Origin of the sequence: Actinoplanes sp. NPDC051494 (assembly GCF_044454705.1) — a bacterium.
Taxonomy (GTDB): Bacteria; Actinomycetota; Actinomycetes; order Mycobacteriales; family Micromonosporaceae; genus Actinoplanes.
On sequence record NZ_JBITDZ010000013.1, the window covers coordinates 24,647 to 36,692 of the forward strand.

Annotated in this window: 10 protein-coding genes; 5 read left to right on the forward strand and 5 right to left on the reverse strand. The window is 71.7% G+C overall.

The features are described 5' to 3' along the window. The first annotated feature begins 34 nt into the window (after positions 1–34). Positions 35–865, forward strand: a complete 831-nt coding sequence (locus tag ACIA6A_RS34425; RefSeq protein ID WP_396102163.1) for a mechanosensitive ion channel domain-containing protein — start codon at positions 35–37, stop codon at positions 863–865. On the opposite strand, the gene ACIA6A_RS34430 is transcribed toward ACIA6A_RS34425, so the two are convergent. The 3 genes from ACIA6A_RS34430 to ACIA6A_RS34440 all read right to left on the reverse strand — a co-directional run bounded on the left by ACIA6A_RS34430 (position 854) and on the right by ACIA6A_RS34440 (position 6,466). Then, complete coding sequence (locus ACIA6A_RS34430; protein WP_396102164.1) at positions 854–2,113, reverse strand: nucleotide disphospho-sugar-binding domain-containing protein; 1,260 nt, start codon at positions 2,111–2,113, stop codon at positions 854–856. The two genes, ACIA6A_RS34425 and ACIA6A_RS34430, sit on opposite strands and share 12 nt — an antisense overlap. Positions 2,114–2,171: 58 nt before the next feature. Next, positions 2,172–3,542, reverse strand: coding sequence for a hypothetical protein (locus ACIA6A_RS34435; RefSeq protein WP_396102165.1), 1,371 nt, complete (start codon positions 3,540–3,542; stop codon positions 2,172–2,174). A 107-nt stretch (positions 3,543–3,649) separates the two neighbouring features. Further along, positions 3,650–6,466, reverse strand: coding sequence for an FAD-binding and (Fe-S)-binding domain-containing protein (locus ACIA6A_RS34440; RefSeq protein WP_396102166.1), 2,817 nt, complete (start codon positions 6,464–6,466; stop codon positions 3,650–3,652). 16 nt (positions 6,467–6,482) lie between these two features. On the opposite strand from ACIA6A_RS34440, the gene ACIA6A_RS34445 reads away from it, so the two are divergent. Further along, entirely contained in the window at positions 6,483–7,160 is a 678-nt protein-coding gene (locus tag ACIA6A_RS34445) for a GntR family transcriptional regulator (protein WP_396102167.1), read from the forward strand. Here the strand turns inward: ACIA6A_RS34445 and ACIA6A_RS34450 are convergent. Further along, entirely contained in the window at positions 7,147–7,965 is an 819-nt protein-coding gene (locus ACIA6A_RS34450) for a hypothetical protein (protein WP_396102168.1), read from the reverse strand. The genes ACIA6A_RS34445 and ACIA6A_RS34450 overlap by 14 nt on opposite strands. Positions 7,966–7,974: 9 nt before the next feature. Beyond that, positions 7,975–8,580, reverse strand: coding sequence for a thymidine kinase (locus ACIA6A_RS34455; RefSeq protein WP_396102169.1), 606 nt, complete (start codon positions 8,578–8,580; stop codon positions 7,975–7,977). 134 nt (positions 8,581–8,714) lie between these two features. On the opposite strand from ACIA6A_RS34455, the gene ACIA6A_RS34460 reads away from it, so the two are divergent. The 3 genes from ACIA6A_RS34460 (at position 8,715) to ACIA6A_RS34470 (ending at position 11,504) form a co-directional block, all read left to right on the forward strand. Next, the gene (locus ACIA6A_RS34460) at positions 8,715–8,897 is read left to right on the forward strand and encodes a hypothetical protein (protein ID WP_396102170.1); all 183 of its coding nucleotides are present in this window, start codon (positions 8,715–8,717) and stop codon (positions 8,895–8,897) included. Positions 8,898–8,939: 42 nt separating this feature from the next. Further along, positions 8,940–10,112: an MFS transporter gene (locus tag ACIA6A_RS34465; protein WP_396102171.1), complete on the forward strand. Its 1,173-nt coding sequence runs from the start codon at positions 8,940–8,942 to the stop codon at positions 10,110–10,112. 135 nt (positions 10,113–10,247) lie between these two features. Further along, entirely contained in the window at positions 10,248–11,504 is a 1,257-nt protein-coding gene (locus tag ACIA6A_RS34470; RefSeq protein WP_396102397.1) for a DUF222 domain-containing protein, read from the forward strand. Positions 11,505–12,046: the final 542 nt, after the last annotated feature.

A 12,046-nucleotide genomic window follows, 5' to 3' on the forward strand; every position in this document is an offset into this window, starting at 1 on the left:
CCCAGATGATCGACTCGGGGAAGGTACGACCACGATGTGGCGGCGCACACGGCTGATCGAGGAACACTTCAAGGCCGACTTCCGCAAGGCGGTGGTGTTCGGGCTGCTCGCCCTCGTCACGCTGATCGCCGGCTCCGAGCTGGGCGACCCGCACGACGGGCTCAAGCGCAGCCTCATCGCGTACGGGTGTGCCCTGCTCACCGCGATCCTCGGGGTGGCCGCCAGCCGGACCGCCGCCCGTGAGGTGCACCGCGTCACGATCTCCCGGGCCGGCACCGCCGCGGCCACCCCGTTGCGCCTGCTGACACTGCTCGGCGGCTACCTGATCTGCGCGTTCTCGGTGTTCGACCTGATCGGCCTCGGACTCGAGCACCTGCTGGTCGGCAGCGCGGTCACCGGCGTCATCCTCGGCCTGGCCGCCCAGCCGGTGCTGAGCAACCTCTTCGCCGGCCTGGTCCTGCTGTTCGCCCGCCCCTACGTGCCCGGCCAGCGGGTCCGGGTCATGTCCGGCGCCCTCAACGGCCCGCTGACCGGCACCATCGTCTCGGCCGGCCTGCTCTACAGCGTGCTGGAGACCGAGGACGGCCCGCTGAACATCCCGAACTCGGCCCTCATCGCCGCCGCGGTCGGCCCCGCCCCCGACGACCCCGAACCGTCCACGGACCCCGACCAGTCCGATGTGGACCCCGCAGCCGACCCCGCGACCCCGGCCCCCGCAGCCGGAGCAGCCGCAGTCGGAGCAGCCGCTGGGCCCGCGACGCCATCCGCTCAACCCGCCGCCACCGCCCCACCTGCCGCCGCCCCACCTGCCACCGCCCCACCTGCCACCGCGTCATCGGCCGGCGACGGGGATTCATCGGACTAGCAGGTTCTCGATGAGGTCGACGCCGGCCGCGGTGCCGCCCGCCGCGGCCATGGCCGAGCCCAGTTCGGCGGCGCGAGCCGTCATCCCCGGATGGTCCAGCACGGTACGCACGGCCCGGCGGATCCGCTCCGGCGACGGCTTCGGGGTCCGCAGGTCGATCCCGGCCCCCGACCGGGCCACCCGCCGCGCGACCTCGGGCTTGTCGAGCGACCCGCCCGCGACCACCAGCGGCACCCCGGCGGCCACCGCGGCCAGCACCCCGTTCCACCCGCCGTTGGTCACCATGACGTCCACCCGCGGCAGCAACCGGTCGTGCGGCACGAATGCGGCCACCCGGGCGTTGGCCGGCACCGCCCCGGCGAGCGCCGGCCCACCGGTGGTCGCGACGACCAGCACCGGCTCGTCCGCCAGTGCTTCGAGTGCCGGCCGGAGCAGATCGTCCGCGTCGGTGTCGAGTGTCCCCTGGGTCACGTGCACCACCGGCAGCCCGCCGTCCAGGTCCGCCCACCACCCCGGCAGCTCCCCGACCGGCCCGGCCGCCGCCATCCGGCCCACGAAGTGCACGTGCTCCGGCAGGTCGCCGCGGACGTACTCGAGGCCGGGCACCCCCTGCGCCAGGACGAGCTGTGGTGAGTGCAGGGCGTCGAAGAAGGCGCCGGGCGGGACCGGGCCGAGCCCCGCGGTGCGCCGGATCGCGTTCAGCCGGGGGTCCAGGACCCGCCGGGACACCCCGGACACGATCCGGCGCACCGTCGCGTCCCGGAACCGGCCGACCGGCCCGGTCCCCACCGGCCACGGCATTCCCGGCGGCGGCAGGTCCCGGCTGGACAGCTGCAACGGGGTCACCGCCACCGTCACCCACGGTATCTTCAGGGCTTCCGCGGCGGTCGCGGCACCGAATGCCAGCTGGTCGCCGACCACCGCGTCGAAGGGCTGACCGGTGTTTGCGGTGAGGATGTCGGCGGCCTGCCCCGCGGCGGTGCCCAGCAGGACGTGTTCGACGTTGGCCCGGCCGCCCCGCAGGCCTTTGCCGTCGCCGACCGCGGGGAAGGTCGCCGACAGATCCGCGTCATCGAAATCGGTTGCCCGCTCCCACGGTAACCAGGCAGCCCCGGCGAACCGGCCGGCATATTTCGCCCCTGTGTAGGCGACCACGTCGTGCCCCCGGAGGGCCAGCTCGACCGCGACAGCGGACAGCACCGTGACGTGCCCGGCGAACGGTAAGGAAGCGACCAGGATTCTCGGCATCGGACCATCGTCGTCGAAGGCGGGCACAAGCGCGGCCCATCAGTGGCACAGCAACCGCTCAGCTGTACGTGCCGTCGGGGTCACCGATGAACTTCTGGAACGCGCCCTGGGCGAAGCCGGGCCACTGTGCGATCGGGATGACCGGGTTGCGCCGCAGCTCGATGAGGATCTGCTTACGCTCCTCCTCGTTCTCGCCCGTTCCGATGTCGACCGGGTCCTTGGTGCTGCCCCAGACCGGGTCCTGGCCGCGCAGGATCTCACCGACGAAGTTCTTGGCTTTGGCCCGGCCCCGCTCGTCGTCGAGGAGATCGGGCCAGACCTCTGCGACCAGGTCGACCACGTCGTCCAGCTTGATGCCGGCCGCGATCGCTTCCGCCTCCAGCAGGCTCCTCATAAGCCGGGGGAAGCTTGTCTTGAGCAGGATGGGCATGTCCTTGGGCAGCCCGGTCGGGTGCGCGACCTTGTGCACGATGCCCGCCGCGATCGCCTGCAGCAGTCCCCGGACGTCGGCGACCTGTGCGGCGGTCGCGGTCTCGGGCATCTTGAAGGCCTTCCGCAGCTCGGTTTCCGCGAGGGTGCCGACCCGCCCGGCGACCGCGGCGCCCGTCGCGAGTTCCTGCCGGGTCGCGTCCTGCTCCCAGAAGCCGCCGGTCGTGGCGTTGTCGGCGCTGTGGTAGGTGTCGAAGTCCCCCGCCGACTGCTGATAGAGCGTGGTCAGCGCGTCGAGTGGGATGTCCGGGTTGACCTGTGGCTGCCCCCGGTCGTCCGGTCGGAGGACAACGAGGCGGTCCGTGCCGATGCGGAACTCGGTGAACTCCTCGCTGTCCGATCCTTCCCGGTCCTCCGCGAACTTCGCACGGAAGAAATTCGCGGCACTCCTGATCTCACCCATGATGGCCGCCACGTCGCCCCCGGTGGCGATAGGCGACGTCACGAACTCCAGGTTGCGGCCGTCCTGCACGACCCACCAGCCGTTGGGGCCGTAGTGCGGAAACCGTCCGCGCAGGTCGTAATACTCACCGTCCGAGCTGGACGAGGAGCTGGAGGACTCGGAGTCGTTACCGAACGTGAAGCCGTCGTCCGATCCGCTCTGCGATCGGGCCGGCGCCGGACTGGTGACCCTGACGTCGCTGTTCAACTGCTGGAACTCGAAACCGATCTTGGCGGAGCTGGTGGCGCGCTGCACGACCGGGCCCTGCTGGGCCGAGGCGCCAGCACCGTGCAGGAGCGTCTGCGCGGACTCAGAGGGCGCGCGCATGACGGCCTCGCCGAGTGGGCTGCGCTGGGCGACCTGGGAGGTGACGGCGGCGTTGCCGACGAGCCGTTGCAGCTCCAGCATGCCGAGCGGCCGGCCACGGGCGGGCGTCGTGCCCGAACCGCCCCTCCCGGGAGCTCCGGTCTGCCGGCTGTCCTGGCTGTGCGACCGCAATGCCCGACTCCCTCCCCGTCATGAACAGAAAACGCTTCTACGATCACTCGGCCGGGCCGCGCGGGCAAGGGCCGCAAGGGCATCCGGAAGGGCAGACCGCGCGGCGTTCAGCGGTCGAGGAGCTGGGCCAGGTGGACGGCGGGGCGGTCGCGCAGGTCGGCGACCTGGGTGCGGCAGGAGAAGCCGTCGGCCAGCACCAGCGCGTCCGGCGCGGCGTCGAGGGCGGGCAGCAGGTTCTGTCCGGCGACCGCCACCGAGACCTCGTAGTGGCCCAGCTCGACACCGAAGTTGCCGGCCAGGCCGCAGCAGCCGGCCAGCCGCTTCACCTGGGCGCCGGTCGAGGCCAGCAGGTCGGCATCGGCCTGCCAGCCGAGGACCGCGTGATGGTGGCAGTGCGGCTGGGCGACGACCTCGACGCCGGACAGGTCGGGCGGGGTCCAGCCGGGGGTCTTCGCGAGCAGTTCGGCGAGGGTGTGCACCGCACCGGAGACCGCCACCGCGTCCGCGTCACCGGGGAGCAGCTCCTGGACGTCCGAGCGCAGCACCGCGGTGCAGGACGGTTCGATACCGACGATCGGGATCCCGGCCCGGGCGTCGGCGGCGAGCGCTGCGACCGTACGGGAAAGGATCTTCTTGGCACTGTCGAGCTGTCCGGTGGTGATCCAGGTCAGGCCGCAGCAGACCGACCCGGACGGCAGGCGCGGTTCGTAGCCGGCCGCGCGCAGGACCCGTACGGTGGCGTCGGCGACCTCGGGTGAGAACGCGTCGGAGAAGGAATCGGCGAAGAGCACCACGGGTGTGCGGGTCGTGACCGTCTCTGGCACGAAGCCGCGATGGAACGGGCGCCGGGCGAACGCCGGGACCGAGCGGCGCTTGTCGACGCCGGCCAGCCACAACGCCAGTCCCTGGATGCCGGGCAGCCGGGTGGCGAGGTTCGCCAGCCGCGGGGTCCAGCCGGCCAGGCGCGCCCACAGCGGCAGTTTGCCCAGCGTGTAATGCGAGCGCGGGCGCAGTTTGCCCTGGTAGCTCTGGTGCAGCACCTCGGACTTGTACGTGGCCATGTCGATGCCGGTCGGGCAGTCGGAGGCGCAGCCCTTGCAGGACAGGCACAGGTCCATGGCGTCGTGCACCGACGGGTCCGAGAACGCGAGCTCGCCGCGGACGACCTCCTGCAGCACCCGGGCCCGACCGCGGGTGGAGTCCTTCTCCTCGCGGGTGGCCAGGTACGACGGGCACATCACGCCACCGGCGGCGGAGTTGTCGGCGCGGCACTTGCCGACCCCGGTGCAGCGGTGCACGGCCTGGCCGAGGTCGCCGCCGTCGTGCGGGTAGGCCATGGCCAGGTGCTTGATCGGGAACCGGCCGGCCGGGCGCACGTCGGCATCGATCGGGTCCGGGTCGACCAGCACGCCCGGGTTGAGCAGGTTGCCCGGGTCGAACGCGCGCTTGATCCCGCCGAACAGCGCGATCGCGTCCGGGGAGTACATGTGCGGCAGCAGCTCCGAACGGGCCCGGCCGTCGCCGTGCTCCCCTGACAGCGACCCGCCGAACTCACCGACGAGACGGGCCGCGTCGGTGAGGAAATCCCGCATGATCTTCGTGCCGCCGGGCTGGTCCAAGGGCAGATCGAGACGTACGTGCATGCAACCGTCACCGAAGTGCCCGAACGGCGCGGAGGTCATGTCGTACGAGGCGACGAGCTCGTCGAAGCGGGCCAGGTAGGCGCCGAGCTTCTCGGGCGGGACCGCGGCGTCCTCCCAGCCCGGCCACGCGGGCTTGTCCGACGGCGCCCGGCCGGCCAGCCCCGCGCCGTCCTCGCGGATCCGCCAGAGCCGGGCCTGGATGCCGGGATCGGTGACGACCAGCGCGTCCAGGGCGATACCGTCGGCGGCGAGCCGCCGCGCCCGCTCGGTGACCTCACCCTTGTCGTCGCCCGCGAGCTCGACGAAGAGCCAGGCACCCCCACGCGGCAGCGGGGGTACGGCGTCCGGGCCCCGCCGCGCGCGTAGCACGTCGAGCAGCCGGGAGTCGAGCCCCTCACAGGACGTCGGGCCGTGCGCGACCACGGCCGGGGCCGCCTCGCCGGCCGCGACGATGTCCGGGAAGCCGAGCACCACGACCACCCGCACCGGGGAGTCGACGACCAGCTTCACCCTCGCCCGGGTGATGACCGCGAGCGTGCCCTCCGAGCCGACCAGCGCCCGGGTCAGGTCGAAGCGCTCCGGCAGCAGATGCTGCACGGCATAGCCGGACACCTGCCGGCCGAAGCGATCGAACTCGGTCCGGGCCGTCGCGAGATGACCCCCGATGACGGTACGCAGCTCGTCGAGCACTCCGTCGCCCCCGGTCACGCCGTCCGGGCCGGTGGTGAGCGTCTCCCCGGCCGCGGTCAGCAGCTCCAGGCCGGCCACGTTGTCGGAGGTCCGGCCGTACGCCAGGGAGCGCGAGCCGCAGGCGTTGTTGCCGATCATCCCGCCGATCGTGCAGCGCGGGTGGGTGGACGGGTCCGGCCCGAAGCGGACGCCGTGCGGCAGGGCGGCCTTCTGCAGGACCGCGTGCACGGTGCCGGGCTCGACCACCGCGGTGCGCGCCCCGGGGTCGATCTCGAGCACCCGGTTGAGGTGGCGGGAGAAGTCCAGCACGATGCCCCGCCCGACGGCGTTGCCAGCCACCGACGTGCCGGCGCCCCGGGACGTGATCGGCACCCCGGTCTCGCGCGCGACGGCGAGGGCCGCGGCCACCTCGTCGACGTGCCGCGGGCGCACCACGGCCAGCGGCGGGATCCGGTACAGCGAGGCGTCGGAGGCGTACATGCCGCGGGTGCCGGCATCGGAGCGCACCTCGAGCCCGGCCTTCTCCAGGGCGGACACCACGGTGCTGCCCTGCTGGCTGCTGGCCTGCTCGGTGCTGAGCTGCTCGGTCATGGGTAACATGTTACGCATGCCTGAGCTTGTGCTGCCGCAGGAGGCGGATTCCCTCGCCGACGCCGTCGTCGAGGCGGTCCGCACCGGGGTCGCGGCCGGCGAGCTGGCGCCCGGCACCACGTACTCGGTGTATCAGCTGGCCGACCTGCTCGGCGTCTCCCGCAGCCCGGTCCGCGAGGGCCTGCTGCGCCTGGCCGAGGCGGGGCTCGTCGAGATCCTGCGCAACCGCGGTTTCCGGGTCCTGCCCCCGCGCGCGGACGACATCGAGGAGATCATCGGCATCCGGCTCGCGCTCGAGGCACCCGCCGCCCGCCGGGCCGCCGAGCTGGGCACCCCCGAGCAGCACGCCACCATCTCCTCGGCGCTGGGCACCATGGCCGCGGCGGCCGCCCGCGGGGACGAGGCGTCGTTCTGGGCCGCCGACCGGTCCCTGCACGACCTGTTGCTGCGCGCCTCGGGCCGGCCCCGCACCGCGGTCATCATCGAACGGCTGCGCGGCACCACCGCGCTGCTCGGCCCGCCCACCACGGCCAGCGGCCGCACACTGGCCGAGATCCACGCCGAGCACGAACCGATCGTCACGGCTGTCCTGGCCCACGACGGCCCCGCCGCCGAGGCCGCCATGCGCACCCACCTCGAGGCGACGGCCCACCTGCTGGTGGCCAACCTCGCCGGCACGGTCAGGAGTGCTTGAAGGTCACCGCGACCCGGTTCCTGGTCGCGAAGATCGTGCCCGCCCAGCCGCTGTCGTCGGTGAACGCGATCGTCGTGGCGCCGCCCTCGTCACGGTCACCGACGACGGTGAAGAACCCGATCGGGAGCCACTTGCGGTAGAACGCGACCGTGGTCCGCGAATCCGGCGCGGTCAGCACGAACGACGCTCCGGTGGGCTTGTCGTCACGGTCGCTCACCTCGGCGTTCGGGGGGAACCGGAAGTTCGCCGGCACATACCGGACACCGACCTCGACCGGCGTGAGCGCCTCCGGCCCGGCGACCGCCGCCGGGGATTCGCTGCTCGCGGCGGCCAGCGGCTGGAACGTGAGGGTCGAGTCGCCGGACTGGGCGACAACGGTCACCGACCAGGTCTCGCCCTCGAGCAGCAGGAGCCCGCTCGTGTCGGTGACCGCCCGGTAGTCCGCCGACGGACCGCTCTCGCGGTAGTAGCTGAGCACCGCCTTCGGCTCCGGCTCGGTGAGGATGACCGTCGCCCCCGCACCGGCGGCGAACGCGTCGGACACCTTGCTGCCCGGCGGCAGGTCGAGCCCGGGAGCGACCCCGCCGATGGTGCGGCCGTCCACCTGGACCGCGTGCCCGGCGGCATCGCTGGCGATCGGGGCATCGCTGGTGACCGGGGCACTGCCGGTGATCGGGGCACTGCCGGTCGCGGCGATCGCGGGCGGCACCGCGACGGTCGCCGGCTCCGCCTCTTTCCCGCAGGCGGAGACACCGGTCAGGGCCAGCGCACCGGCCAGCACGAGGCCCACTCGCTTCACGAACATCAGCCCACTCTAGGCGGCGGCCTCAAGAACCGGGGAGTACGGCTGACCGGCCCGGTGATGCCGCCGGCAGAGCACCACGTAACCGACGTCGGCACCGGTGTCACCGAGCACGACCGTGTCCCCGTCGCGCACCATGGAGCCGCCGGCGACCCGGGCGTTCATCCGGGCCGGCTGACCGCACCAGCACATCGGGTACACCTGGAGCGCCTCGACGATGTCGGCGAGCACGACCAGCCGCGCCGAACCGGGGAACTGCAGCCCCCGGAAGTCCGACAGCAGGCCGAACGTGAACACGTCGATGTCGTGGTCGTCGACGAGCGCGGCGAGCTGGTCGACCTGCTCCGGCGCGAGGAACTGAGCCTCGTCGAGGATGACGTGGTCCACCCGCGGGCCGGGCTGCGACAGCACCAGGTCGATCAGGTCGGTCGACGCCCCGATCTCCAGCGCGTCGGCGGCCAGCCCGATCCGCGACGACACGATCCCGGTGCCGGCCCGGTCGAGCCGGGTCATCAACAGACCGTTACGACCGCACGACGCGTACGTGTGCCGGTATTGCAGCACCATGGTGCTCTTGCCACTGTTCATCGCCGCGTGCCGATAGTGCAGCTGAGCCACCGTGCGAAGCCTTCTTCCCCAGGTCCCGGGCCGGGTCCCGGCACGGCAAACGGGAGAAATGATAACCGCCGACGTTTCGATGGCTGTCGGCGCACGTCGTTTGCGGCTTCGGCGCACCGGGTATGCCACCGTCCATGGTGGATGTCAAAGCTAAGTCGGTCCTCATGTACGTCGTCGAGCTCCTGGCCGGTCTGGCGATCATCCTGGGCGTGCTGATGCTCGTCGCCGGCATCTTCCGGGCCGACCTCTTCGGCGGCATCCTGGGCGCCGTTCTCATCGCGATCGGCGTATTCGTGTTCAAACGTCCCGGTCGATAGCGGCAAACCCGCACGATCCATGGCAGGTACGTTGGTCCCACCATGGATCTTGAAACCAGACACCGCCGTACGGCGCTGTTCGTGCTGTTCTTCGTCCCCGGCCTGGGCATATCGTCCTGGGTGACCCGAACCCCCGCCATCCGGGACATGCTGGGCGCGTCGACCGCCGAGATGGGCCTGGTGCTGTTCGGGCTCAGCGCCGGATCCATGGCCGGCATCCTCTGCTCGGGTGCGCTCGTAGCCCGGTTCGGCACCAAACCGGTGGTCATGGCCGGAACCACCTGCATCGTGGCGAGCATGCCGGCGATCGGCATCGGCGCCGCTCTGTCCCAGAGCCTGGTGGTGGCGGCCGGTCTGGCACTGTTCGGGGCCGGCATGGGCGGTGGCGAGGTCGCCATGAACATCGAGGGCGCCGACGTCGAACGCCTCATCAGCCGCCCGGTGCTGCCCACGCTGCACGGCTTCTTCAGCCTCGGCACCGTCGCGGGAGCCCTCGCGGGCATGGCCCTGACGGTCATCGACTTCAACGTGACCTGGCACCTGCTCATCGTCGGCGCGATCTCGCTGGTCGCCTCGGGCACGGCGATGCGGTTCCTGCCGTCCGGGGTCGGGCGCTCCGCCCGTACGGAAAAAAGCACGTCGGCCGGCACCCAGGTCTGGCGCGACACCCGCCTGCTCCTGATCGGCGTCCTGGTCCTGGCCATGGCCCTGGCCGAGGGCGCGGCCAACGACTGGCTGCCGCTGCTCATGGTCGACGGCCACGACCTCGACCCGGCCCTGGGCTCGGCGGTCTACGCGGTGTTCGCCGCGGCGATGACGATCGGACGCTTCGCCGGCGGCTGGTTCCTGGCCCGCTGGAGCCGAGGAACGGTCCTGCGCGGCGGCGCCATCATCGGCGGCATCGGCCTGGCCGCAGTCATCGCCATCGACAACCAGATCGTCGCGGGCGCGGCAGTATTGTTGTGGGGCCTCGGAGCTGCCCTGGGTTTCCCGGTGGCCCTCTCCGCAGCAGGTGAATCCGGCGACAACGCGGCGGCCCGGGTGTCGCTGGTCGCGACGGTAGGTTACGTCGCGTTCCTGGTCGGCCCGCCCGCACTGGGCTTCCTGGGCGAACACTACGGCCTGCGCGGAGCCATGGTCGTCGTCCTCATCCTGCTCGCGGCAGCCGCGGTCCTGGCCCCCGCAGCCGGCCGCAGCAAGACCCCCGTCCACTGACGCCCCACTCGGCCCCGGGGAACCCCAGCACGGTCACGGCCGGCACCGCATCCGGTTTCAGATGGTGAACATGGATCTCTGCAGCCCTTGATCAATTTCCAGGCTCTCGTACACCTGTTCTAAGTTGTTCCCGTGATGGTCGACGTGCAACAGCTGGTCAAACAAGCGGCGGAACTCGCCGCGGCCCCGCTGTGCTCACCGCTGGACCACGAGATCGTCGGCCTGCTCCGCGCGGCGCATCACCTGGAGCAGGTCGCGATCGTCCTACAGACCCGCCTGGCCCACGAGGCCGACATCCGTAAGCTGCCCCAGACGCAGGGCGCTCGTTCCCTCAGTGGATGGCTACGACACATCCTGCTGCTGGACCCGCACCAAGCGCGTGAACTCGCCACCCAAGCGACCCCGGTGATCGAGCAGGCCGTCCTGGACGGCCACCTCAACATGCGCCAAGCCGCGGTGATCACCACCACCGTGCAGGCCATCCCCGACGACCTCGCCGCCATCCCCGGTGCCGTGAATGTTCCGAAGGTCGTGCAGGACGCCGAGACCATCATGCTCACGCATGCCGGGCAGTTCCCCGCCTACCAGCTACGCCGTATCGGGGAACGTATCCTCGCCCACGCCGCCCCCCACCTCGCCGACCAAACCGACGAAGCCGCCCTGATCCGGCAGGAAGCCCGCAACCACCGCCGCCGCGGTCTGACCCTCTCCCTGCCGGTGCAGGGCCTTGTCCGGGTCTCCGGCCTGCTCGGTGCCGAAGAAGCCGCCACCATCAACGCCGCCCTGCACCCGTTGTGCAAACCCGTCCACGATGACACCCGCACCCCCGCCCAACGCCGCGCCGACGCCCTGATCAGTGTCTGCGCCCTCGCCCTACGCACCACCGAGCTACCCGACGACGGCGGCGAACCCCCACAACTCGCCATCACCGTCGCCTACCACCCGCTCACGTGCGCCTTGGGCACGGCTACCACTGACACCGGTGAGCGCGTGTCCGCCGCGACTGCCCGCAGGCTGGCCTGCGATGCCCGGATCCTGCCCACCATCCTCGGCAGTGCTGGGCAGATCCTCGACATGGGCCGACGCAGCCGAACAGCCGGCACAGCTGTGCGCCGCGCCCTGCACCTGCGTGATCGTGGTTGTGCTTTCCCCGGCTGTGATCGGCCGCCACGGTGGACGGACGCGCATCACATCAAGCACTGGATCGACGGAGGCAGCACGAGTCTGGACAACATGGTCCTGCTCTGCAGGCACCACCACCGACTCATCCACCACCCCACCGCCGACTGGACCATCCGACTCAGCCCCGACAGCTTTCCCGAATTCGTTCCCCCGTACACGATCGACCCGACCCAGCAACCCCGCCGCAACCTCTACCACCTGCGCATCTGACCACCCGCACGAATTGGGCGTAAACGAAAGCACGCAATCCCAGACGTCATCGCGTGCCACAACACCGTGCGCCGCGACCACGCGCGATGCCCGCGCTCCCGACAAGAGACAGCCACGCCACGCAGCTCACACCTCCGCACGCTGCGCTCGCGCCCCTGTGCCCCCGCACCCCGAACCCCCGCACCGCCGAACCCCCGAACCGCCGCACCCCGGCACCCCGGCACCCCCGCACCCCGCACCGCCGCACCCCCCGAACCGCCGCACCCCGGCACCCCGCACCCCGCACCGCGCACCGCCGCACCCCGCACCGCCGCACCCCGCACCGCGCACCGCGCACGGGACTGTCAAACGAGCGGTGTAGCTGTGGGTGTTGAGGTCCATAAGCGGGTCTCCGTGAGGCGGCCCTCGAAGGTCAGCACCGTCTTGCCCCGGGCGCCGTTTCGGAAATTGTCACCGTTGCTGCCGGCTGGGTCGCCCTTGTCATGGACGAGGTGACCGGTGATCCCGCCGCCCGGGGCATGCTCGATCACGCATGTGGTCAG

Bases quoted from the DNA above. Each gene is read 5' to 3' on its own strand.
- ACIA6A_RS34460 (WP_396102170.1), top strand. From the start codon at position 8,715: ATGGTGGATGTCAAAGCTAAGTCGGTCCTCATGTACGTCGTCGAGCTC.
- ACIA6A_RS34470 (WP_396102397.1), top strand. From the start codon at position 10,248: ATGGTCGACGTGCAACAGCTGGTCAAACAAGCGGCGGAACTCGCCGCG.
- ACIA6A_RS34440 (WP_396102166.1), bottom strand. From the start codon at position 6,466: ATGACCGAGCAGCTCAGCACCGAGCAGGCCAGCAGCCAGCAGGGCAGC.
- ACIA6A_RS34450 (WP_396102168.1), bottom strand. From the start codon at position 7,965: ATGTTCGTGAAGCGAGTGGGCCTCGTGCTGGCCGGTGCGCTGGCCCTG.
- ACIA6A_RS34445 (WP_396102167.1), top strand. From the start codon at position 6,483: ATGCCTGAGCTTGTGCTGCCGCAGGAGGCGGATTCCCTCGCCGACGCC.
- ACIA6A_RS34465 (WP_396102171.1), top strand. From the start codon at position 8,940: ATGGATCTTGAAACCAGACACCGCCGTACGGCGCTGTTCGTGCTGTTC.
- ACIA6A_RS34430 (WP_396102164.1), bottom strand. From the start codon at position 2,113: ATGCCGAGAATCCTGGTCGCTTCCTTACCGTTCGCCGGGCACGTCACG.
- ACIA6A_RS34425 (WP_396102163.1), top strand. From the start codon at position 35: ATGTGGCGGCGCACACGGCTGATCGAGGAACACTTCAAGGCCGACTTC.